The organism is Streptomyces sp. NPDC087787, from assembly GCF_044743035.1.
Classification (GTDB): Bacteria; Actinomycetota; Actinomycetes; order Streptomycetales; family Streptomycetaceae; genus Streptomyces.
This window is the reverse complement of record NZ_JBIUVQ010000011.1, coordinates 151,325-174,722: the sequence shown is the minus strand read 5'-3', so window position 1 is coordinate 174,722 and position 23,398 is coordinate 151,325. Positions and strand designations below refer to the sequence as shown.

Annotated in this window: 18 protein-coding genes; 8 read left to right on the top strand and 10 right to left on the bottom strand. The window is 72.1% G+C overall.

All coding sequences use genetic code 11. The annotated features are described in order from the left end of the window. Nucleotides 1-56: 56 nt before the first annotated feature. The 6 genes from ACIOWN_RS19290 to ACIOWN_RS19265 all read right to left on the bottom strand — a co-directional run bounded on the left by ACIOWN_RS19290 (nt 57) and on the right by ACIOWN_RS19265 (nt 7,695). A complete protein-coding gene (locus tag ACIOWN_RS19290; protein ID WP_362346424.1) occupies nt 57-1,091 on the bottom strand; it encodes a BMP family ABC transporter substrate-binding protein in 1,035 nt (344 codons plus the stop codon). 272 nt (nt 1,092-1,363) lie between these two features. Beyond that, nucleotides 1,364-2,602: an amidohydrolase gene (locus ACIOWN_RS19285; RefSeq protein WP_362346663.1), complete on the bottom strand. Its 1,239-nt coding sequence runs from the start codon at nt 2,600-2,602 to the stop codon at nt 1,364-1,366. A gap of 342 nt (nt 2,603-2,944) precedes the next feature. Next, the gene (locus ACIOWN_RS19280; protein WP_362346426.1) at nt 2,945-4,045 is read right to left on the bottom strand and encodes a hypothetical protein; all 1,101 of its coding nucleotides are present in this window, start codon (nt 4,043-4,045) and stop codon (nt 2,945-2,947) included. A 34-nt stretch (nt 4,046-4,079) separates the two neighbouring features. Then, a complete protein-coding gene (locus ACIOWN_RS19275) occupies nt 4,080-5,018 on the bottom strand; it encodes an N-acetylneuraminate synthase family protein (protein ID WP_362346428.1) in 939 nt (312 codons plus the stop codon). A 14-nt stretch (nt 5,019-5,032) separates the two neighbouring features. Beyond that, nucleotides 5,033-6,319: a cytidylyltransferase domain-containing protein gene (locus ACIOWN_RS19270; RefSeq protein ID WP_401982864.1), complete on the bottom strand. Its 1,287-nt coding sequence runs from the start codon at nt 6,317-6,319 to the stop codon at nt 5,033-5,035. Nucleotides 6,320-6,351: 32 nt separating this feature from the next. After that, the gene (locus ACIOWN_RS19265) at nt 6,352-7,695 is read right to left on the bottom strand and encodes a DUF6716 putative glycosyltransferase (protein ID WP_362346432.1); all 1,344 of its coding nucleotides are present in this window, start codon (nt 7,693-7,695) and stop codon (nt 6,352-6,354) included. A 199-nt stretch (nt 7,696-7,894) separates the two neighbouring features. On the opposite strand from ACIOWN_RS19265, the gene ACIOWN_RS19260 reads away from it, so the two are divergent. From ACIOWN_RS19260 to ACIOWN_RS19230, 7 genes are all read left to right on the top strand, one after another. Continuing rightward, nucleotides 7,895-8,872, top strand: coding sequence for a glycosyltransferase family 2 protein (locus ACIOWN_RS19260; protein WP_362346433.1), 978 nt, complete (start codon nt 7,895-7,897; stop codon nt 8,870-8,872). After that, complete coding sequence (locus ACIOWN_RS19255; RefSeq protein WP_401982863.1) at nt 8,872-10,215, top strand: polysialyltransferase family glycosyltransferase; 1,344 nt, start codon at nt 8,872-8,874, stop codon at nt 10,213-10,215. The genes ACIOWN_RS19260 and ACIOWN_RS19255 overlap by 1 nt, the downstream gene beginning before the upstream one ends. Before the next feature lie 214 nt (nt 10,216-10,429). Next, a complete protein-coding gene (locus ACIOWN_RS19250) occupies nt 10,430-11,686 on the top strand; it encodes a hypothetical protein (RefSeq protein WP_401982862.1) in 1,257 nt (418 codons plus the stop codon). After that, entirely contained in the window at nt 11,683-13,932 is a 2,250-nt protein-coding gene (locus ACIOWN_RS19245) for a polysaccharide pyruvyl transferase family protein (protein ID WP_401982860.1), read from the top strand. Before ACIOWN_RS19250 ends, ACIOWN_RS19245 begins: the two co-directional genes overlap by 4 nt. A 90-nt stretch (nt 13,933-14,022) precedes the next feature. Next, nucleotides 14,023-14,988, top strand: a complete 966-nt coding sequence (locus tag ACIOWN_RS19240) for a glycosyltransferase family 2 protein (protein ID WP_362346440.1) — start codon at nt 14,023-14,025, stop codon at nt 14,986-14,988. 3 nt (nt 14,989-14,991) lie between these two features. Continuing rightward, nucleotides 14,992-16,344 carry a polysialyltransferase family glycosyltransferase gene (locus ACIOWN_RS19235; RefSeq protein WP_401982859.1) on the top strand — a complete coding sequence of 451 codons (1,353 nt, stop codon included), beginning with the start codon at nt 14,992-14,994 and terminating at the stop codon, nt 16,342-16,344. Between the two features lie 202 nt (nt 16,345-16,546). Then, a complete protein-coding gene (locus ACIOWN_RS19230) occupies nt 16,547-17,629 on the top strand; it encodes an acyltransferase (protein WP_401982858.1) in 1,083 nt (360 codons plus the stop codon). A gap of 119 nt (nt 17,630-17,748) precedes the next feature. On the opposite strand, the gene leuE is transcribed toward ACIOWN_RS19230, so the two are convergent. Together leuE and ACIOWN_RS19220 are read right to left on the bottom strand one after the other, a co-directional pair. Continuing rightward, nucleotides 17,749-18,402, bottom strand: a complete 654-nt coding sequence (leuE, locus tag ACIOWN_RS19225) for a leucine efflux protein LeuE (RefSeq protein WP_362346446.1) — start codon at nt 18,400-18,402, stop codon at nt 17,749-17,751. A gap of 99 nt (nt 18,403-18,501) precedes the next feature. Next, nucleotides 18,502-20,082, bottom strand: a complete 1,581-nt coding sequence (locus ACIOWN_RS19220) for a methylmalonyl-CoA mutase (RefSeq protein ID WP_401982856.1) — start codon at nt 20,080-20,082, stop codon at nt 18,502-18,504. A gap of 234 nt (nt 20,083-20,316) precedes the next feature. Here ACIOWN_RS19220 and ACIOWN_RS19215 point away from each other — a divergent pair, with 234 nt between their 5' ends. Further along, nucleotides 20,317-21,168 carry a L,D-transpeptidase family protein gene (locus tag ACIOWN_RS19215; RefSeq protein ID WP_401982855.1) on the top strand — a complete coding sequence of 284 codons (852 nt, stop codon included), beginning with the start codon at nt 20,317-20,319 and terminating at the stop codon, nt 21,166-21,168. 236 nt (nt 21,169-21,404) lie between these two features. Here ACIOWN_RS19215 and ACIOWN_RS19210 read toward each other — a convergent pair whose 3' ends face one another. Together ACIOWN_RS19210 and ACIOWN_RS19205 are read right to left on the bottom strand one after the other, a co-directional pair. Then, nucleotides 21,405-22,706: an extensin gene (locus ACIOWN_RS19210; RefSeq protein WP_401982854.1), complete on the bottom strand. Its 1,302-nt coding sequence runs from the start codon at nt 22,704-22,706 to the stop codon at nt 21,405-21,407. Further along, a complete protein-coding gene (locus ACIOWN_RS19205) occupies nt 22,706-23,368 on the bottom strand; it encodes an RNA polymerase sigma factor (RefSeq protein ID WP_362346452.1) in 663 nt (220 codons plus the stop codon). Before ACIOWN_RS19205 ends, ACIOWN_RS19210 begins: the two co-directional genes overlap by 1 nt. Nucleotides 23,369-23,398 lie beyond the last annotated feature (30 nt).

The following is a 23,398-nucleotide window of genomic DNA, read 5'->3' as shown; positions in this document are numbered from 1 at the left end:
CCCGGACCGTACCGGTCCGGGGCCTTCCAGCCAGTTCTTGCGGCCCGACGGCGCGGTCACTCGGTCTTGATGGTGACCTTCCCGTCGATGATGTCCTGCCTGGCCTTGTCGACGGCGGCGACGACGTCCTTCATGGCCTTGTACTTCGGGTTGGAGTCGGCGAAGCCCACGCCGCCCGACTTCAGGTCGCCGCGCACCTCGCCGGACAGCGGCTTGCCGTCGACGACGGACTTGGTCAGCTCGTAGACCGCGCCGCCGACGTTCTTCAGGGCCGAGCCGAGGATCCACTCCTTGTACTTGGCCAGGGAGCTCTGCTGGTACTGGTCGGAGTCGACGCCGATCGCCCACACCTTGTGCGCGGCGGCGGCCTTGATGACGCCGCCACCGGACAGGCCGGCCGCGTGGTAGATGACGTCGGCGCCGGCGTCGATCTGGCCGTTGGTGGCGCTCTCACCCTTGTCGGGGCTGGAGAAACCGCCCTCCTGCGGGGTCTGCGTCAGGTACTGCTTCTCGATCTTGATCTTCGGGTTGACCGACTGGGCACCCTGGACGTAACCCGCCTCGAACTTGTGGATGAGCGGGATGTCCACACCGCCGATGAACCCGATGTGGTTCTTCTTGGTGGCCTTGGCGGCGGCGACACCGGCGAGGTAGGAGGCCTGCTCCTCGTGGAAGACCATGTCGGCGACGTTGTCGGCCTTCACGGTCTCGTCGTCGATGATGCCGAAGGTCGTCTTCGGGAACTTGGCGGAGACCGCCTTGACCGCCGGGCCGTACACGAAGCCGACCCCGATGATCGGGTTGTAACCGGCCTTGGCGAGCTGTTCGAGGCGCTGGATCTTGTCGGCGTCGGACTCGCTGTCGTTCGGGTCGACGTCCCGGCCGCCGATCTTGAACTCGCTCTCGGCCTTCTGGAAACCGGAGAAAGCGGCGTCGTTGAAGGACTGGTCGCCCTTGCCGCCGATGTCGTACGCCAGGCCTATGCCCTTGCCGGAGTACGCGCCGGACGCGTCGGAGCCGCCGCCGCCGGACGAGTCGTTGCTGGACTTGCCGCACCCGGCGGCCGCGAGAGCGATGACCGCTACGGTCACCGCGGCTCGGGAGAACCTGGTCCTCGATGAGTTCAGACGCACAGCAAGCACCCCTTCTTGCCCACGGCACCGTCGCCGGCCCGCTTTCCCCATGAGCCGCCGCTGGTGGCGATTCCGGCGCACAGTAACGCGCGTAGAGACGGAGGGAAACGGGGTTGATCCCGGCCGTTACCGAACCGTGCCGACAGGGGGTGATTCGTGGGTCCCGGGACGGGGACGGGTGACACGGCCGGAGGAAGGGGCACCTCCCGGGCGCCCCTTCGCCGGCCGGATCAGTGCGTCGGGTGCAGCAGGGCGGCGGCGGTGAACAGCTCCACGCCCACCCTGATGGCGGACTCGTCGGCGTCGAAGTCGCCCTGGTGCAGGTCGCGCACGGTCCGCTCGCCCGGGGTGCGGACCCCGAGCCGGGCCATCGCGCCGGGCACGTTCTCCAGGTACCAGGAGAAGTCCTCGCCGCCGAGACTCTGCTCGGTGTCCTCCACGGCGGCGGCACCGCGCCGGGCGGTCATCGCCTCGCGCAGCAGTTCGGTCACCACCGGTTCGTTGACGACCGGCGGCACCCCGCGCACGTAGTTGATCTCGGACTTGGCCTTGTGCAGGTTGGCGACCTCGTCGATGGCGGCGACCACGATGTCGGGCGCCTGCCGCCAGGCGTGGATGTCCAGGCAGCGGACCGTCCCGGCGAGTTCGGCGTGCTGCGGGACCACGTTCGGGGCGTGCCCGGACTCGATCCGCCCCCAGGTCACGGCGAGCCCGGCGCGGGTGTCGACCCGTCGTCCGACGAGCGCGGGCACGTCGGTGACCACCCGGGCGGCGGCGGTGACGAGGTCCGTCGTCAGGTGCGGTCGCGCGGTGTGCCCGCCGGGGCCGTCCAGCATGACCTCCAGCCGGTCGCAGGCGGAGGTGATGGGTCCCTGGCGCAGTCCGATCCGGCCGGCGTCGACCCGGGGGTCGCAGTGCACGGCGACGATCCGGCTCACTCCGTCCAGCGCGCCGCTCTTGATGACCTCGGCGGCGCCGCCGGGCAGCACCTCCTCCGCGGGCTGGAAGATCAGCCGCACGGGCCGCGGCAGCAGCCCCCGCCGGTGCAGGTCCGCGAGGACCAGTCCGGCGCCGAGGACGACGGAGGTGTGCACGTCGTGCCCGCAGGCGTGGGCGCGGTCGGGCACGGTGGAGCGGTACGGGCTCTCGCTCTTGGTGTCGGGGATGGGCAGGGCGTCGATGTCGGCGCGCAGGGCGAGCACACCCGGCCCGCCGCCACCGGGATCGCCCCCGATGTCGCAGACGAGCCCGGTCCCGGCCGGCAGGACCCGCGGCGCGAGCCCGGCTTCCTCCAGCCGCTCCTTGATCGCGGCGGTGGTACGGAACTCCTGGTTGCCGAGCTCGGGGTGCATGTGCAGGTCGCGCCGGAACGCGACGAGCTCGGCGTACAGCGCCTCCGGCAGGGTGCCGGGAAGGGCGGCTTCCGCCGTGGCATCAGCGGGGAGATCGGCCTCGGACTCTGGGGACATCAGTTGCTTCACCCTCTGAAGGGTAGGACGCCGGGGTGGTCAACTGACCCTCGATCAACAAAAGTTCAACCCGTTAGAGGAAGGAGAAGTGACCGCCCGGCGCATACGTATCGACTGGGATGGGTAAACTCGCCCGCCTTCGCCGGCCGAGCGGATCACGGAGCTCCGGGGGGAATGGCTCGCGTCACGCCCCTGGCACCCCGCCCCATTTGTTCTTTTCTCCACGCATACCACGTCCCACGGTAACCACGCCCGCAATGTTCACCTGGCGGACGGCCGTCCGAGGGGCTCCCGTCCCCTCCGGGCCCCTCGAAGCCGCCCCGGAAAGCCCCGGAGGGGCGTTCAGCCGGCCTGGGCCGTACGGGCGAGGCGGTGCACGTCGCGGGCGGTGCCGGTGACGCCGGAGAGGAAGCCCTGGGCCCGCGGGGAGGCGTGCGCCGTCAGCCAGCTCGGGTCGATGTCGCAGACCGTGACGCGTACCTCCGTGCCGGCCAGGGCGAGCGGCAGGGTGTGGACGACGGTGGAGGGAAAGCTGAGGATCGTACGGCCGATCGGGCCCCGGCGGGCGATCAGCTCCAGCGGGAGTTCGGGGCGGACGATCTGCAGGCCCGTCTCCACGGCCAGCCGGTGCAGCTTCTCGGTGCTCTCGCGCCGGTGGGCGAAGTAGCGGATCGCCCCGTGCGCCTTGGCCAGGGCCCGTACGGCGTCCACGTACCGGTCGGCGTCGACGACGCCCGTCTCCACCAGTGACGTGCCGACCAGGTCGGCGCCCGCGATGACGGCGGGCGGGCCGAAGCGGGCGCGGGTCCAGGCGAAGCGGTTCGCGGTGACGGTCACGCCCTGCGGGGTCTCGTCGATCGGCATGGACGAGAACACCTCCACCCGGCGGCGCTCCCCGCGAGGGGTGAGCCGGCGCCGGGCGGCGGCCGACACCGGGCCGAGGACGAGGTCCCGCGGGCCGCGGCGGCCGCCCTTGCGGTGCCAGCGCACGAGCCGCTCGCCGCGGGCGAGCTGGCCGACGAACTCCATCGTCGCGGTGCCGTCGTCCACGACCACGAGCTCCCGCGCCCGGGTGATCGTCAGCAGCAGCTGCACATAGCGCGAGAACGGGTCCCCCATCACGACCCGCTCGGCCCGCCGGACCGGCCCGGCCAGGCCGCCGATGGTCCGCAGCGGCGCCCCGGCCCCGCCCCGCGCCTCCTCCCAGCGCACCTCGTGACCCTCGTCCCGGGCGAGCTGGGCCATCCGCCGCAGCTGGCCGCGGCTCATCGGATCGGTCGGCGACAGCACGACGAGGGTGAGCCCCGACTCCGGGCGGGCGCCGGAAGCGGTCCCGCCCGGACCGGGGGCGCGGTCGGCCGTATGACCGCGGGCGTGAGCCCACTCCAGCACGTTCAGCAGTTGTACCGGGCTCTCGACGAAGGCGAGGGTGCGGGGGCTCATCGGCGCGGGACCGTCCGTGTTAAGGGGCTGGGGCTCACACCGCGACCGGCTCGCCCGCGGCGGCGGCGATCTCCGCCTCGGCGACGACGCCGGTGACACGGCGCAGCTTCTTCATCGGGCCGCGCTCGGAGTCGTAGACCTTCTTCACGCCGTCGCCGAGGGAGGCCTCGATGGTGCGGATGTCGCGGACCAGGCGCTGCAGGCCCTGCGGCTCGACGGAGGCGGCCTGGTCGGAGCCCCACATGGCGCGGTCCAGGGTGATGTGGCGCTCGACGAAGACGGCGCCCAGGGCGACCGCGGCCAGCGTGGTCTGCAGGCCCGTCTCGTGGCCGGAGTAGCCGATCGGGACGTTCGGGTACTCCTTCTCCAGGGTGTTGATCACGCGCAGGTTCAGCTCCTCGGCCTTCGCCGGGTACGTCGACGTGGCGTGGCACAGCAGGATGTTGTCCGAGCCCAGCACCTCCACCGCGTGGCGTATCTGCTTGGGCGTGGACATGCCGGTGGAGAGGATGACGGTGCGGCCGGTCGCGCGCAGGGCGCGCAGCAGCTCGTCGTCCGTCAGGGACGCGGAGGCCACCTTGTGGGCGGGCACGTCGAACTTCTCCAGGAAGGCGACGGCCTCGGTGTCCCACGGGGAGGCGAACCAGGCGATGCCCTTCTCCCGGCAGTACTCGTCGATCCGGCGGTACTCGTCCTCACCGAACTCCACGCGGTGGCGGTAGTCGATGTAGGTCATCCGGCCCCAGGGGGTGTCGCGCTCGATGTCCCACTGGTCGCGCGGGGTGCAGATCTCGGGCGTGCGCTTCTGGAACTTGACGGCGTCGCAGCCGGCCTCGGCGGCGGCGTCGATCAGCTTGAAGGCGTTCTCGATGTCACCGTTGTGGTTGATGCCGATCTCACCGGTGACGTAGACCGGGCGGCCGGGGCCGGCCTCGCGCGAACCGAAGGCGCGGATGCGGGAGTTGGTGCTCATGGCAGGAGATGTCCTTACTTGGTGAGGGAATCGAGAGAGGGGCCGAGGATCCAGCTGGCGATCTCTCGGATCGCGCCGTCGCCACCGGGGACGGTGGTGACCGCGCGTGCGGCGCCGCGTACGACGTCGTGGGCGCTCGCGACCGCCACGGGCCAGCCCACGAGGGAGAAGCACGGGAGGTCGTTGACGTCGTTGCCGACGTAGAGCACGCGCTCGGGCGCGATGCCCTGCTCCTCGCACCACTGCTTCAGCGCGAGGTCCTTGCGGTCGATGCCGTGCAGTACCGGAAGCCTGAGCTTGCGGGCGCGGGCGGCGACGACCGGGTTCTGCTCCGTGGACAGGATCAGCATCCTCAGGCCGCCGTCGCGCAGCGCCGCGATGCCGAGGCCGTCCCCGCGGTGCACGGAGACGAACTCCCGTCCGTCGGAGTCGATCAGCACCCTGTCGTCGGTCTGGGTGCCGTCGAAGTCGAGTACGACCGCGTCCACGTCGGCGGCGGTCGGCAGCGTCCCCGGACGGCCGGCGTCGAACAGCGGGGCCAGCGCACGCGCCCGCGCCAGGTCGTGCGGGTCGTCGATCTCCAGCACCCGCGCCGGGTCGGTGCGGACCAGTTCGGTACGGCCGAAGAAGCGGTGCCGGTGCGTGCGGAACCCGGACGCCGCCATGGCGTAGGCGGCGCCGGTCTCCAGCAGGTCCTGGGGGCGGTCCTGGCGGCGCGGGCGGGAGGACTTGTCGTGGTTGACGCCGTAGCCGCCCTCGGTGGCCGGGGAACCGGCGGCAGCCTCGTCCGGCGGCGTGCCGTCGGTCACCGGGTCTTCGGCGGCGTCCCGCCACACGAAGCCGTGGAAGGGCGCCACGGTCACCGCGGTGTCGGCGCCGGCCTCGACGACCGCGCCCGCGACCCCGTCGACGTCCTCGCTCGTCAGGAACGGGCTGGTGCACTGCACGAGCAGCACCACGTCCACCGGGGCGCCGCGCAGTTCCTCGTACGCGTCCATGGCGTGCAGCACCGCGGCCTCGGAGGTGGCGGTGTCACCGGCGATGGCGGCGGGCCGCAGCACCACCTCGGCGCCGGCCTGGCGGGCGGCGGCCGCGATGGCCTGGTCGTCGGTGGAGACCACCACGTCGGTCACCAGCCGGGCCGCCCGGCACTCGCGCACGGCACGGGCGACCAGCGGGACACCGCCGACGGGGGCGAGGTTCTTCGCGGGTACGCCCTTGGAGCCGCCGCGCGCGGGTATCACCGCGAGCACGCGGCGCGCCGGGGCGCCGGGTCCCGCGTCCGGGTGGACGTCGGTCATGGGCTGCACTCCTTGGGGTGGGATGCGGTCGCTCACAGCTCCCCCATCCGCCGGATCACGGGCGCCACGCGCTGCACGCCGTGGCGGTAGGCGCCGCGGGCGGCCTGGCGGAAGATCCGCCGCACCGGGCCGGGCGCACGGTCGGCGGCCGGCGCGCCCGGCAACGGGCCGCCGTCGGGGGCGAGATGGTGGCGGGCGAGGATGCCGGGCAGATAGCCGGGGGCGGTGACGGGCGTGTAGTAGGGCTTCAGCGGCGGGAGTTCACCGGCGCCGAGCAGTTCGTCGACGCGCTGGCGGGCCCTGTCGAAGGCCGCCTCGTACGTGCCTCCGGTGGCGACGCCCTGGCGGGCCACCCACCGCGGGTCCGGTTCGGGCTCGTACCCGTCGTCGAGCTGGTCCCAGGAGGCCAGGCAGCCGGAGCCCACGAAGTGGTGGTTGCCGTACGCCTCCCGAACCCCGAGGTCGGTCAGGACGACGGTGGGGACGCGCCGGTGCAGGGACTCCAGGGCGGCGGTCGAACTCACCGTGACCAGCAGGTCGGTGCGGTCCAGGACCTCGCCCATGTTCCCGTACACCAGACGGAGGTTGGCGGGCAGGTCCTTGCGCTGGGCCAGCTTCTGGTACGGCAGTTCCTCGATGTGCGTGGTGTGCTCGCCCGGCTTGGAGCGGAGCTTGAGCAGCACCTCGCGCCCGGGGTGCCGGCGGGCGTGCCGGATCAGCCGGTCCAGCAGATAGGCACGGTCCTGGCGGCTCTGCGGCACAGAGGGCTGCGCGGCGAAGACGACCGTGTAGGGGGCGTCGTCCTCCTTACGGTCCGCGGAGTGCGCGGCGCCGCCGAGGAACGGCAGCGCCACCTCGGTCACCGACGAGGCGTCGGCGCCCACGCCCTCGTAGACGGCCCGGAAACGGTCCGCGTCCTGACGGGAGTTGGCCAGGACGAGGTCGGCGCCGTGGCGCAGCAGCAGGCCGTCGGTGAGCTTCTCGTAGACGACGCCGACGTAGCCGGTGACGACCACGGGCCGCTCGGTGCGCCCCTGCCAGGCGTGCGCCAGTCCGTGCAGCATGGCCTGGACCCCGCCGCCGACGAGGGCGAGCACGAGGACGTCGTACGGCTCCCGCGCCATCTCGCGCAGGAACTCGGCGGCGGTGACCTCGCTCAAGCGGTCGGCGCGGACGCCGACCTCCTCGAGCTGGCGGGGGGTGGGGGTGGCACGGCCCCGCAGCAGATAGCCGTCGAGGCGGATGTCCGGTTCACCCGAGTCGGGGGAGACACCGGCGGAAACCAAACGGTTCGCCGTGAGCGCACCCCATTTCCACCGGGTGTCGGAATCCGCGAGAACGGCGATTCGCCGGGACTTCTTCGCACTGGCTGGCACGCCGACGACCGTAGGAAGGCATTTCTAGGAACCGCCCAACCCGAACGCAACAAACGGTTAACAGCACATCGCCGAATGGCGAACCAGGCCGTCGGCAGCCCACGACAGCGACTGGTTAACGGCGCCGCCATACGTCGTTCACCCAAGCTCAAGGTGGAGGTAAAGATGGCGGGAGGGGCCGCGTCCTAACGTCACCTGCGTGGTCAAGCTCTCCGTCATCGTGCCGTTCTACAACGTCCGGCAATACGCGTCCGACACCTTGAAGAGCCTGCGCGCGAACGCCCGCGAGGACTTCGAATTCATTCTCGTGGACGACTGCTCGCGCGACGAGACGCCGGACATACTCGCCCGCGCGGAAAGCGAACTGCCGGGGGCGGTGTACGTCAGACACGAGAAGAACGGCGGGCTCGCGACCGCGCGCAACACCGGCATCGACCGGGCGCGCGGCGAGTACCTGACCTTCCTGGACGGCGACGACTGGCTGGCCCCCGGCCACTACCCGCGACTGGTCGCCGCGATCGAGGACCTGGGCTGCGACTTCCTCCGCACCGACCATGTGCGGTGCACCGCGCGGGCCCGCACGATCCAGCGTGTCCCGCACGGCCGGCGGGGCGAGGTGATGGACCCGCGGCGGGCGATCCTGCCCGCCGACCGCACCACCTCCGTCGACTACCCCTACGCCTGGGCGGGCGTCTACCACCGCCGGCTGGTCGACCGGGGGCTGCTGCACTTCACCGACGGTCTGCGCACCGCCGAGGACCGGCCGTGGATCTGGCGGCTGCACCGGGAGGCGGAGTCGTTCGCCGTGGTGGGCCTGCTGGGCGTCTTCTACCGGCGCGGTGTGGCCGGCTCCCTCACGCAGATCGGCGATGTGCGCCAGCTCGACTTCATCCGCGCCTTCGACCAGGTGATCGAGGAGACCGCGGCCGACCCCGAGGCCGGCCGGCTGCTGCCCAAGGCGGTGCGCACCTACTGCGCGATCATCGCCCACCACCTGTCGGAGATCGACAAGTTCGAGCCGCCGGTGGCCAGGCAGTTGCGGACCATGAGCGCCGCGGCGATCAAGCGGCTGCCGCAGGAGCTGCTCACCGACGTCCTCGACACCATGGACCTGAACCGTTCGTCCAGGCTGCGCCGACTCCGCCGCCGGGTCTCCGTAGCGAAGGCGGCCTCCTGATGCCCCGCACCACCCAGATCTTCTGCGCCTCGACGCTGTACGGCGCCGCCACCCTGGCCGCCGCGATCGAGTCCGACTGCTTCCCCGAGGCGGACCGCCGCCTGCTGCTGGTGTGCAACAACGCCGCGACGCCGGAGGTCACCCCGGCCGTCGACGAGATGCCGGGCTTCGCACCGCTGCGGGAGCACTTCGACGGCGTGCTGTCGTGGAACGAGGCCATCAGCCCCTACCACCCCGGGGCCTGGTCGCCGCGCCCCGACGACTGCCCGCTGTTCGAACGCCATCTGCGGCTGCTGTGGGACCTGGGCGACGACCGCGTGGCCCTGGTGCTGGAATCCCTCCAGGTCAGCCCGGCGCTGGCCATCGCCCAGTCGTTCGCCGAGGCGCCCATCGACGTCTACGCCGACGGGCTGATGAGCTACGGCCCCACGCGCAACAAGATCGACCCGCTGGTCGGCACGCGTGTACGGCGGCTGCTCCACCTGGACCTGGTCCCCGGTCTGACCCCGCTGCTGCTGACCGAGTTCGACGTGCCCGCGCAGGCCGTGGCGACCGACGCGTTCATGAAGGTGCTCAGCCGGATCGGCGACGCCGTGCCGCGGCTTCCGCCGCTGCCCCGGCACGCCGCCGTCCTGCTCGGCCAGTACCTGTCCGCGCTGGACATCCTCTCCGCCGAGCAGGAGGAGGACCTGCATGTGCGAATGCTGCGGGGCGCGGTGGCCCGCGGGCACCGCTCGGTCGTCTTCAAGCCGCACCCGACCGCTCCGGCCCGCTACAGCCGGGCGCTGGAGACCGAGGCCGAACGGCTCGGCGTGGACCTCACCGTCCTGGACCTGCCCGTCCTCGCCGAGGTGCTGTTCGAGAAGGCCCGGCCCGCGCTGGTCGTCGGTTGCTTCTCGACCGCCCTGTTCACCGCCTCCGCGTTCCACGGCCTGCCGGTGGCCCGGGTGGGGACGGGCCTCGTCCTGGATCGCCTGACGCCGTACCAGAACAGCAACCGCGTCCCCGTCGTCCTGGCCGACGCGCTGCTGCCGGACCTGGCGGACGGAAAGGAGGACGGGCAGGGGGAGGCCGCTCTCGCCGCCGACCTGCTGACCGGGCTGGTCACCACCGTCGGCTTCGTCATGCAGCCACAGATCCACCCGGGCCTGCGCCCGGCAGCCGGGCGCTTCCTCTCCCAGCACTTCGGACCGCGCACCCAGCGCTACTTCAAGCGCCGCAGGCTCACCTCGCTGGGCCTGCCGGGCGGCATCCCGGAGCGGCTGGCGTTCCTGCCCCGCAGCGCCACGGCGCGCCGGATGGTGCGGCGGGCGCGGGCGCTGAGGAACGCAGTACGGCGCTGAGGCCCGGATGCGCCGCCCGGTGCGGGCGGCGCATCCGGGCCGTGAGCCTGTTGCGGGTACGGCGGCCCGCCGGTGGACGACCCGTTCCTCGCCGGGCGACGTCATCCCGCCGACCGCCGAACCGGGACTGTTTACCGGCCGTCCACCAGGGAGACACTCCGCACCCGTCGCACTGGGGCACGATGCGTCCTTCGATCGGAGGACGGTGGAACGGATGACGAAGCCCCTGGCGGGATTGTTCAAGGCACGGCAGAAGGAGGCCGCCAGGCTGGAACTGTTCGCCCGGAGCGTGCGCCTGTGCGGTGAGTACCTCGCGGCGCGGAGCGAGACGCCCTCTCCCCGGCACGTCCGCCTCACCCGGGCGATCGGCGACTTCGCCACCTCCCTCGACACGCCGTCGGCCGATTCGTTCGACTCCCTGCTCAAGGTCGGCGAGCGCGCCCTGGAGGCCGGCGGGGACAGCGGGCTGGCCCTCGCCCTGGGCGTGGCCGAGGCCTCGACCCGGATCCGGCAGCGGTCCAGGGGGGCCTGGCGGCTGCACGGCCTGGCCCTCGACGGGCTCGGCCGCGAGGCGGAGGCACTGGAGTGCTACGAGCGCCACCTCACGCTGGCGCAGGACAACGGCGCGGCGAAGGAGGTCGTCCGCAGGATCGACACCCTGCGGCGCCGACGGGCGTGCCTGGAGGAAGCCGACGCGCTCTTCCCCCGGGCCGGTTCCCCGCTGCGCGGCCTGCTCGGACAGCCCACCGCGGTCACGGCCCCGCAGTTCGCCGCCTTCGTACAGGCGCGGGTGGCCGAGCACGGCGCCGGGGACCCCGCGGTGCGGCGTCTGCTGAAGCTGTACGGGACGTACCGGCGGCTGGTCGAGCGGTCCGCGCTGTCCGACCCGCTGCTCGGCGGGAGCACCCCGATCGGCGTCGGCGGGCTGCGCGGACTGATCGAGGGGCGGACGGTGTGCCTGGTCTCGGGTGCCGACGACGCAGCCGGGAGCGCGCCGGGCGCCGAGCTCGACGGCTACGACCTGGTGGTGCGCTGCGACTCGTTCGTGGTCCGCGCGGGGGCCACCGGCGAGCGCACCGGTCTGCACGCCGTCTCGTTGCGGGGCGAGACCCCGTGGAACGGACCCGCCTGGACGCAGCCGGCCGGCATCCGGCTGGTGTTCGGCGCCCCGGCCGCACCATGGCGCCGCGCCACGCGGCAGCGGCTCGTGCCCGGAGCGCAGGAGCACGTCGGTGACGCGTCCCTGCGCGCGCCCCTGGCCGACCCGGCGCTGATCGGCGAGGACGACTGGGAACCGGCCACCACCACCGCCTTCACCGTCCTGCGGCTCCTGGACTTCCTGGATGTCAGCCCCCGCCTGGACCTCATCGGCTTCGGCCTGCCCGGCTTGCTGCGGCCGAGGGAAGCCGAGTGGGTCATGGACCGCGCGACACACGCCGACAACAGCAAGATGAGGATCGCCCTGCGATGACCCACTCCTTGGCGGACGACCGCAGCACCGTCACCGGCAGACGCCGCATCGCCTTCGCCGTCCACACCGACAGCGACCGCCTGCCCGCTCTGGCCACGCTGCTGCGCAGTCTGGTACTGACCAACCCGGGCGTGTGCGAGGACTTCGTGGTCCTGCACGCGGAGCCGGACGACACCTCGTTCGACGCCCTGCACCGACTGCACCCGCGTGTCGTCACCCGCCGGGCGGAAAGCCGCACGGACCTCTTCCGGCTGGAGGGTTATGACACGGTCATCGCCCTCAGCCCGGACATGGTGGTGCTGGGGGACCTCGGTGAGCTGCTCAGGATGCGCCACGGTGTGGGCGCCGTCCCGCAGGCGCTGTACGACGGGGAGGGCGGGGAGCGGCACGCCGTCCTGCCCGGCGGCCTCCTGGTGATCCAGCGCGCCGACGTGGACGACGCCCTGGCGGCCCGGCTCTCCGGCGACGGCGGCCCGGGCCTCTCGTCGGCGGACGTCCTGGTTCCGGTGGACGCGCGGTACGACTTCCTCACCCACCGGCTCCCGGGCGACTCGCCGGTGCCCGCGAACGTCGCCGTCCTCCACTTCACCGGCCCCTCCGACGCGATCGGGGACGGTCCGGCCGCCGAGGCGCGGCGCCGCTTCGAGATGAGCGACGAGGAGTTCCGGGCGGCCTACTGCGCCCTGCCCGGCGACAAGCACATCGGCCTTCTGGCGCACTGCGCGCCGCCGCTGCTCGAGTCGCGTCCCTCCCTCGGTCTCGCCCGTACGGTGGCCGATGTGTACCGTCGGCAGGGCCGCTACGACGAGGCCGTCGACGTCCTCGCCCCGGTCGTGGGCGACCGGCTGGACGCGCCCCGCTGCCAGGAGACGCTGGGCGTCTGCCTGATGGCGCTGTCGCGCTACGCCGAGGCCGAGGCGCATCTGCTCCTGGCGGCGGCCTCACCCGATGTCGCCCCGCGCGCCTTCGCCCAGCTCGCCCGTCTGGCGTGGCTGTGCGGGCGGGAGGAGGACGCGCACGCGTACGCCCGCGAGGGCCTGGACGCCGATCCCACCGACGCCGGTTGCCACAGCTGGTATGTGCGCACCCGCCCCGAGGGACCGGAGCCGGAGCAGCCGGACGCCGCCGGACGGCAGCTCGCGCATGTCGCGTTGTTCGCCGAGGGCCAGGAGAACGCCGGGGACAAGGTCCTGCCCGAGGCCGTGCGCATGTGCTTCGGCACCGACACAGGCCCGCGCCGCTGGTACCCGCAGCCGGTGCACCGGCTGGTCGACGAGGCGGCGCTGGAGCAGCTGAACGCGCGGCGCGGAGTGATCGTGGGCGGCGGCGGGCTCTTCCTCCCGGACACCTCCCCCAACGGCAACAGCCACTGGCAGTGGAACGTCCCGGACGAGCTCCTGGCGCGGATCACCACGCCCCTGGCGGTGTTCGCGGTCGGCTACAACGTGTTCGACGGACAGCTCTACCGCCGGAGCCGGTTCGCCGAGAGCCTGCGGGTGCTCGTCGAACGGTCGGCGTTCTTCGGGCTGCGCAACCACGGCTCGATCGAGCGGGTCCGGGAGCTGCTCCCCGGGGAGCTGCGCGACCGGGTGCGCTACCAGCCCTGCCCGACCACCGTGGCGCGGTACCTCGCCCCGGGTCGGTTCGATCCGGCCGAGAGATCCGAGACCGTCCTGGTCAACTGCGCCTACGACCGCGCGGGGCTGCGCTTCGGCAACGACTACGGCCACTTCCTCGCCCAGATGGCCACCGCGCTCCGGGGACTGCGGGACCGGGCCGATGTGCGGTACGCGGCCCACATGCCCGCCGACGAAAGGTTCGTGCACGACCTGCGCCGGGAGCACGGCCTCACGCTGCCCGTCGAGCAGCTCTACGACATGTCGAACGACGGCATCCGTGAGCTGTACGGCCGGTCGCGGCTGGTGATCGGCATGCGCGGGCACGCGGGCATGATTCCCTTCGGCTGCGGCACCCCCATCCTCAGCCTCGTCTCCCACCCGAAGCTCGCCTATTTCCTGTCCGACATCGGACGCGAGGAATGGGGGCTGTCCGTGCACGACCGGGAACTCGGCTCCCGGCTCACGGAACGGGCCACGGCGATCCTCGACGACCACGCGACCGCCGTGGCGGAGGTGCGCGACGCGCAGAAGCTCCTCTGGGAAACGACCCGGTCGAACATCGACGAGCTCAGGAAAACCTTTGGCCAGGCGGAGAACATCGATCGTTCACCGATGATTCGAACATAATTCATCTCTCCCTACCTCGGGCGACACTGCACCCGTCGGGAGCATCGTTAGCCTGTTCCAATCCCCGACCTTCGAGCGTGAGAGGCCTCTGTGCCGAAACTGTCTGTTGTCGTCCCCATGCACAATGTGGGAGCGTTCGCCGAGAGCACGCTGCGAAGCCTCGCCAACAATGCGAATCCCGATGTCGAGTTCCTGCTCGTGGACGACTGCTCCACGGATTCCACCCCCACGGTCATCGACCGTTGGGCGGAGAGGCATCCGGGCGCCAAGGTGATCCGGCACGAGAAGAACATGGGCATAGCCCAGGCGCGCAACAGCGGTATCGACGCGGCGAGCGGTGAGTACATCACCTTCCTCGACGGCGACGACTGGTACGGGCCGGGTCACCTCGCCGAACTGGTGTCCGCCATGGACGAACTCGGCTGCGACTTCGCCCGTACCGATCATGTCCAGGCCACGGGCATCGAGCGGGTGGTCCGGCGGCCCCCGGCCCCCGTGCGCAACCTCGTGATGGATCCGCGCGACGGAATAGCGCCGGCCGAATCGGAGACGATGGTCGACTACCCCTTCGTCTGGGCGGGGATCTACCGTCGGCACCTCTTCGCCGACGGGGGCATGCGCTTCGCGACCGAACTCCGCACCGCCGAGGACCGGTTGTGGATCTGGCGCCTGCATCTGAAGGCCAGGACGTATGCCTCCCTCGGTGTGCACGGCGTGTTCTACCGGAGGGGCGTCGCGACCTCGCTCACGCAGATCAAGGACGCGCGTCAGCTGGACTTCATCCCGGCCTACGACGCGCTGCTGCAGGACGTGCTGCAGGACTCGGAGACCGAACGTTTCCTCCCCAAGGCCGTACGGACCTACTGCGCCATGATCGCCTTCCACATCGGCAAGGCGAACGAGTACGAGCCCTCGACGGCCCAGCGACTGCGGCGCGAGGCGAGAGCCGCACTCCACCGCATGCCCGAGCGAACGCTCGAGGAGACCCTCACCACTATGGACAGCACTCGGAGCAGGTTGCTCAGCCGCCTGCGTGACGGGCGGAAGGCTGCCTGAACCATGCCCCGAAAGACTCAGATCTTCCAGGTCTCGACCCTCTACGGAGCGGCCACTCTCGCCGCGGCGCTCGACGCGGGCCTGTTCGGCCCGCGCCACGAAGCCCGGCGCATCCTGCTGGTCTCCAACAACGCCGCCATACCGGAGACGGCCCTGCGCCTCGACGAGATGCACGGCTACGCACGCATAGCCGGCCGCTTCGACTCGGTGGTCAGCTGGAACGAGGCGATCAGCCCCCACCACCCCAGCGCCTGGGGTCCGCGGGGCAACGACACGGTGTTGTGGCAGCGGGCGCTCCGTCTGCTGTGGGGCATCGACGAGCGGGACCTGATCGAGCTCGCCGTCGAGTCGATCCAGGTCAACCCGGCCCAGGCCTTGGCGGCGATCTTCTCCGAGAGCGCCGTCCATGTGTACGCCGACGGCCTCATGAGCTACGGGCCGACCCGGGACAAGCTGCCGCTGACCATCGCGCGCCGCATCCGGCGGCTGCTCCACCTCGACCTGATTCCCGGTCTGAAGCCGATGCTGCTGTCCGAGTACGGCGTCGAGCCCGAGCTCGTCCCGGACGAGGCGTTCCGCGGCGTGCTCGACGAGATCTCCCGGGACGCGGCGGACGACCCGCGGCTGGCGCCCGTCCTGGAGGAGGCGCCGACGGCCGTGCTCCTGGGCCAGTATCTGGCGGCGATCAACATCCTGAGCGCGCAGGAGGAGGAGGACCTCCATGTCCGCATGCTCACCGGGGCCGTGCGCGCCGGGCACCGTTCCCTGGTCTTCAAGCCCCATCCGACGGCACCCGCCGACTACTCGACCGCGCTGAGCAAGGCGGCGGCGGACGCCGGCGTCCGCCTCACCGTGCTGGACGCACCGCTGCTGGCCGAGACGCTGTACCACCACTGCCGTCCCGCACTCGTCGTCGGCTGTTTCTCGACGGCCATGATGACCGCCTCCGCCTACTTCGACGTGCCCGTCGCACGGATCGGGACCGCGCTGGTGACGCGGCGCCTCCAGCCCTACCCGAACAGCAACCGCGTGCCCCTGGCCGTGGTCGACCACCTGGTGCCCGATCTGGAGCGCGAGGAGACCCCGGCTCTCGTCGGCACCGCGCCCGAAACCTTGTCACCGCTGGTCCGGGCGATCGGCTTCTGCATGCAGCCCAAGACGTACCCGCGGCTGCGGGAGTCGACGGCGGACTGGCTGCGGAGCAATCTGGCCGGCAGCCCCGGCCACTACTTCCCCGAACTGCGGCTGGCCGAGCTCGACCTTCCCGGCAGCCACCCGCGGTCGCGCGCGAAGATCCAGGTGCGGCGCGCGAAGCGCGTGGTGCGCAGGGCGGTGCGACGCGGCGTGAGGCGATGACGCGGGGGGCGGTGCGCCCAAGGCGACGGCGTCCCGCCCGGCCGGGCCGGCCGACGGGCGGGCCCGGGTCCGCCGAAGAACCCGTCTCCCCTGCGGCGACCTGCGCGTTCATCCGTCCCGGACGGCCAACCGAGGCCCAGCGGCCACGGGGGAGCCGCCGGCCCTTCAACTCCCGTACACCGAGCAGCAAGAGGGTTACCCGGTGCCGAATGACATAGCCGTACGCCTGCCGCAGCAGGGCAGCGTTCCGTCCGAACAGGCCGCCGCACCGCGGGAACACCGCCACGACATCGATCTGATGCGGCTGATGTGTTCCGCCACCGTGATGCTGGGGCATGTGGGCGCCCAGTTCATCCACGCCACCGGCAACAACCCGGCCAAGGGTTCAGGGTCGTACTGGGCGGGACACGTCGCCGAGGCGATCAATCCGTTCGCCGTTCCCATGTACTTCGCCATCGCCGGCTGGGCCGTGCTGGTCGGCGCGCCCCCGCGCGACAGCGCCCGGATGTGGCAGAGGATCGTACGCAACACGGTTCCGCTCTTCGCGTGGACGGCCATCTACCTGGCCTGGGCCTGGCTGCGGGACCGCAACGACCGGCCCATGACCGAGCTGGCGACGGACTCCCTCTTCGGCTCGGTACGGCCCGCCTACCACCTGTGGTTCATGTACAACTACATCCCGATCATCGCGCTGCTCGCCTTCGCGATGATGGTCAGGGCGGGGAAGCGGCCCTGGGGGCTCGGAGCGGCACTGTTCGGCATCGCGGTCCTGCCGAGCGTGCTGACCACTCTCGGGGAGGTCACGGATCACCGGATGCCGTCGGTCGCCTGGGGGTTCGGCACCTATTCGGTGGTGTACGCGGTCGGGGGCGCGATGCTGTTCGCCCTCCCCGCCGGCGTCGTACGGTGGCGTCGGCCGCTGTTCGTCCTGCTGCCGCTCACCATGGCCGGGTGTCTCTGGTACAACACGCAGATCCACTATGTGATCCCCAACGCGCACCTGTTCGTCGGCGTCATGTGCGTCTGCGTGCTGCTCCTCGTCAGCCGGATCCGGATTCCCGAGAAGTGGCGGCCCCTGCTGCAGAAGCTGGCCGGTGCGGCGCTCGGCGCGTACATGGTCCATGTGCTGTTCCTCGAGGAGGTCGTCGCACCGCTGGTGTCGGCGGACCTGAGCGGACCGATGGCGGGGCTGCTTCTGGCCGGTCTGGTGGTCACGGTCATGGCCCTCTCGTTCGCCGCCAGCCTGCTGTGGGGCAAGCTGAACCTGCGGCGGCTGCTCGGCTGACCCGCCGGACACGACGGCGCGACAAGCCCCTTGGGACAGAAGTGGGCCCCGGAACGGATACGTTCCGGGGCCCGTGCCGTCTGCGGTCCCTGGGCGAGGGGCGGCTGCCGGGCCGGTGACTACACGCTCGCCAGCGACAGCTTCACCGCGAAGCCCAGGAACAGCACGCCCGCCGCGGAGGTCGCCGACGCCGACAGGCGCTTGCGGCGGCGGAAGGCGGCGGCCAGCTTCATGCCTCCGAATATCAGCGCGCTGAGGTAGAGGACGCTCGCGAACTGGAGGAAGGCGCCGAGGATGACGAAGGACAGCGCCGGATAGGCGTAGGCCGGGTCGACGAACTGCACGAAGAAGGCGATGACGAACAGGATCGCCTTGGGATTGACGAGACTGACGACGAGAGCGCGGCGGAACGGCCGCTCGCCGGCGGCCACCGGGGCGGAGTCCTCCTCCAACGCGGCCTTCTCCCGCCGGGCCCGCCACATCCCCCAGCCGGTCCGCAGCATGCCGATCGCGATCCAGGTCAGATATCCGGCGCCGGCGTACTTGACGATCCCGAACAGCACGGGGTTCGCCTTCAGCAGGGAGGCGGCCCCGGCCGCTCCCAGCGTCATGAGCACGGTGTCCCCGCACCAGACACCCGCGGCGGCGGTGTACCCGGCGCGTATCCCGCGCCGGGCGGCGACGGACAGCACGTACAGCGAGTTGGGCCCGGGAAGCAGGACGATGAGGACGAGCCCTGCCAAGTAGGTGGGGAGGTGGATGACTCCGAACATGGCAAGGAGTGTCGCACGGCGGTACGACGCTCAGTCTCCGGGTTCCGGGGGACGAGACGGGCGGCCCGGCCGCCCTCTCGGCGCGGGGGCCGCCGTCGCTCAGAACACGTCGCTCGGCACGTAGTTGCCCCACACCTCGCGCAGCGCGTTGCAGACCTCGCCCACCGTCGCCCGCGCCCTCAGCGCCTCCTTCATCGGGTAGAGGACGTTGTCCTCGCCCTTGGCGGCCTTCCTCAGGGCGGACAGGGCCGTGTCCACCGCCGTCCGGTCGCGCTCGGCGCGCAGCCGGGCCAGGCGTTCGGCCTGCTGGGCCTCGATGGCGGGATCGACGCGGAGCGGCTCGTAGGGCTCCTCCTCGTCGAGTCCGAAGCGGTTGACGCCGACGACGACCCGCTCGCCGGAGTCGGTCTCCTGGGCGATGCGGTAGGCGCTGCGCTCGATCTCCTGCTTCTGGAAGCCGTGTTCGATCGCCGAGACCGCGCCGCCGAGGTCCTCGACCTTCCGCATCAGCGCGACGGCGGCCGCCTCCACGTCGTCCGTCATCCTCTCGATGACGTAGGAGCCGGCGAAGGGGTCCACCGTCGCGGTCACGTCCGTCTCGTACGCCAGGACCTGCTGGGTGCGCAGGGCCAGGCGCGCGCTCTTGTCGGTGGGCAGCGCGATCGCCTCGTCGAAGGCGTTGGTGTGCAGCGACTGGGTTCCGCCGAGGACCGCCGACAGGCCCTGGACGGCGACCCGGACCAGGTTCACCTCGGGCTGCTGCGCCGTGAGCTGGACCCCCGCCGTCTGCGTGTGGAAGCGCAGCATCAGCGACTTGGGGTTCTTCGCGCCGAACTCCTCCTTCATCACACGCGCCCAGATCCGGCGGGCCGCGCGGAACTTGGCGACCTCCTCCAGGATCGTCGTCCGGGCGACGAAGAAGAACGACAGGCGCGGGGCGAAGTCGTCGACGTCCATGCCGGCCGCGACCGCCGTGCGGACGTACTCGATGCCGTCGGCGAGGGTGAACGCGATCTCCTGCGCGGGGGACGCGCCCGCCTCGGCCATGTGGTAGCCCGAGATCGAGATGGTGTTCCACTTGGGGATCTCGGCCCTGCAGTACTTGAAGATGTCCGCGATCAGCCGCAGGGACGGCTTGGGCGGGAAGATGTACGTCCCGCGCGCGATGTACTCCTTCAGCACGTCGTTCTGGATCGTGCCCGTCAGGCTGTCGGCGCCGACCCCCTGCTCCTCCGCCACCAGTTGGTACAGCAGGAGCAGGAGTGCCGCTGGGGCGTTGATCGTCATCGACGTGGACACCTTGTCCAGCGGGATCCCTCCGAACAGCACCCGCATGTCGTCGACCGAGTCGATGGCCACGCCCACCTTGCCGACCTCGCCGTGCGCGATCGGCGCGTCGGAGTCGTGGCCCATCTGGGTGGGCAGGTCGAAGGCGACGGACAGGCCCGTCGTGCCGTTGGCGATCAACTGCTTGTAGCGGGCGTTGGACTCCACCGCCGTGCCGAAACCGGCGTACTGGCGCATGGTCCAGGGGCGGCCCGTGTACATGGTGGGGTACACACCGCGGGTGAAGGGGTAGGCCCCCGGCTCGCCCAGCTTCTCGGCCGGGTCCCAGTCCTTCAGGGCGTCCGGCCCGTAGACCGGCTCGATGGGCAGCCCCGACTCCGACTCGCGCGTCATGGTGTGTGCCTCCGCGTTCCTTGTCGCCCGCCAGTTGTCCGCCCGTGCGACCCGCTGTCGCCGCGGACCGCGGCGGCGGCCGAGGCGTCGGGCAGTGCCCGCCGCGGGGAGCTGTCCCACGGGCCGGACCGCTCGTTCATGTCCCCACCTTGCCCCGTGGTTCGCCGTCCGTCACTCGCGGGGAGACATTCCGGTGTACCGGCGACGGACGCCGGTGGGACAGCGGGGGGCGCCATGCGTACCGGGGCCATGAGGAAGGCGGGCGCCGCCGTCGCCGCGGCCGCGGCACTGGCCGCCCTGAGCGGCTGCACCGTGCAGCCCACGGGCCCGGACGGCCGGCCGCGCACGCCGGTGCACATCGAGATCCCGGACGGCACCCGGCAGCCCGGTGCCCGTACCGGCGACCCCGGCGACGCGAGACCGGGCGGGACCCCGCGCCCGGTCCGCACCACCGCCCAGGTCCTGTGGTCCCGCGGCGACAGCGGCCCCGCCGTACGGGAACTCCAGGCCCGGCTGCGCCAGATCGGCTGGCTGTTCGACGGGCCCACCGGCTCCTACGACGACCTGACCGAGCAGGCCGTCCAGGGCTTCCAGGGAAAGCGCGGGCTGCCGCGGACGGGGCGGACCGACACGGTCACCTGGCGGCGCCTGCTGGCGATGACGCACGAGCCGGGCCGCTGGGAGCTGTACCTGATGGGCGGGCAGCCGGCCGGACCGCCGGACGGGCGCTGCCTGACCGGCCGGGTGCTGTGCATCGACAAGACCAGCCGGACGCTGCGCTGGATGGTGGACGGACGAACGCTCTCGACGATGGCGGTGCGGTTCGGAAGCGAGTACACACCCACCCGAGAAGGTGTGTTCCAGGTCTACTGGAAGTCCCGGCACCATGTGTCGACGCTCTACGACTCTCCCATGCCCTACGCGCTGTTCTTCAGCGGCGGGCAGGCCGTGCACTTCTCCTACGACTTCGCGGCGCGCGGCTACGCGGGCGGCTCGCACGGGTGCGTCAACGTACGCGACGAGGCGGCGATCTCACGGCTGTTCGCGCAGGTGCGGGTCGGCGACCGGGTCGTCGTGCACTGGTGACCCGCGAGGAACGAGAAGGGCGAGGGAGAGGGAAGAAAAAGGGAGAGGACGGGGGCGCGGGCGGGACCGGGGGAACGTGTCCCGCCCGCGCCGAAATGCACGAGCCGTGGGTACGGGGGGAACCCCGGCTCTGTGCGGCGGCCGATGACCAGTCGGCTCACTCACTACTGCGCCACCGCCGCGGAAAACGTCACACCCCCGGGGGAACAGTCTTCCCTGTGCCACGAACCCGCAGGTCAGAGCGGTGGCAAGGGCGGGATCAGGAGGGGCCGCGGGTGGGGCCCGGCAGCCGGCGCCGAGGGCGAGGCGGGCCGTTCCGGGTCCGACGGGGAGACGTCCGGGAGCGGCGGGGCGAACATCGTCGGTGCGAGGCCCTTGCGGAGGCCGCGGCCGTTGCCGCCGCGGCCGTCTCTGTCCCCGTCTCCGTCCCCGTCTCCGTCCCCGGCTCTGTCGCCGCCCTGGTCGTCGCCCTGGCCGTCCTGCGAACCCTGGTCGCCCTGGCCGCCGCGGTTCTTCCCGCCGCTCTTGCCGTTCTGGCCGCCGCCCTCGCTCCCGCCCTGGTCGTCGCGGCCCGCGTCGCCGGAGCGGCCGTCGACCGTCTTCAGGACACCCCGGCAGTACGACCACACGCGCGCGGAGCCGCCGGCAGCCGTCTCCAGGTCCCGCCGGCGGTCGGAGTCCAGGCGCTTGCCGTCGCGCAGGTCGCGGCAGGACGACACCAGCCGGTCCCAGCTCTCGGGGGCGCCCTGGTCGTCGCCGGAACCGGCGGTGGCGGTGGCGGTGGCGTCGTCCCCGGGGGCGGCGCCGCCCTCGCGCGCGCTGCTCCCGGCGTCGCGTTCCGCGGCGGCGGTCGTGGCGCCGCCGGGCGCCGGCGTGCCCGGACCGCCGCCCGTGGTGCGGCCGGGCGAGGGCGTCACCAGCGGGTGCTCCGGGGTCGCCGGGACGGAGACGGAGGTGCCGGGCGCGGGCTCGTCGCGGCCGAACGGCGTCGGCAGCACGCCGGTGGTGGCCGCCGCCGCGACCCCGCCGACCGCGCCCACGGCCAGCGCGGCCGACAGCGCGAGGCGTACCGGCCGGCGCCGGCGCCCCGGCCCGGCATGCCGGGAACGCCCTCCCGTACCGCCACGCGCGTGCGTGCCGACCCGGACGAGCCCGACGTCGTCCAAGACCCCGGAACGCGGACGGGAGTGCGCCGCGAGGGCCGCGCCGAAGGCGTCGGTGCCCTCCGCGGCCCGCTCACCGGACCGTTCGGCGCGTGCCTTGCGGAAGGCGGCCAGCGCGGCCGCCTCACCGGGCAGTGCCTCGTCGGCCTCGCCGGGACACGCCGAGGCCGACGAGGAGGCGGAGAGGGCGGCCCGGTCCTGGAAGGCACGGACGGCCGGAGGAAGCGGGGACGACTCGGCGGACAGGGCGCCCAGCGCCTTGGCGAGCCGTTCGGCCTGATCACGGACGGTGATGTCGACGGTGTCCAGTGGCTCCCCGCGCAGCAAACGCTCCGCGGTGTCGTGGTCCAGCCACCTGTGCTGCTCCTCGGCCATCACATGTCCTTCTGCGTCCGGGCACGCATATGCGTCACACCGGCGGACGTCACCGCGCGTCCCCTCGGTTCTCGCGGAGGCGGCAGCGCGTCGAGCGCGTGGGGGGATTGCGGAGCGTCACCGAGGAGTTCCGCGAGCCGTTTCAGACCGCGGTGCGCGGCGGTGCGCACGGCACCGGGGCGCTTGCCGAGCGTCTCGGCCGCGGTCTTCGCGTCGAGACCCACGACCACCCGGAGCACCACGGCCTCGGCCTGGTCCTGCGGCAGCCTGGCGATGAGGGAGAACGTGCTTCCGGTGGCCAGGGCCTCCATGGCCTCGCCCGCGGTGTCGGACTCCGCGGCCCGGCCGGCCAGCTCCGTCTCGTCACCGCCGATCGCGGGGCGGCGGCCGCGCATGCGTATGTGGTCCAGGGCGCGGTTGCGGGCTATCCGGGCGGCCCAGCCGCGGAACCGGTCGGCGTCCCCGCTGAACCGCTGCAGGTCGCGGGCGATCTGGAGCCAGGCCTCGGACGCCACGTCCTCGGCGTCCGGCTCGCCGACCAGCGTGCGTACGTATCCGAGCAGCCGCGGCTGCACGGCACGGTACACAGTCCGGAACGCGGTCTCGTCCCCGTTCTGCGCCGCAAGCACCGCGGCGGTCAGCTCCGCGTCGTCCCCCAGCACCCGTGGTGCCCTTCCTTGCCACTGAACCGG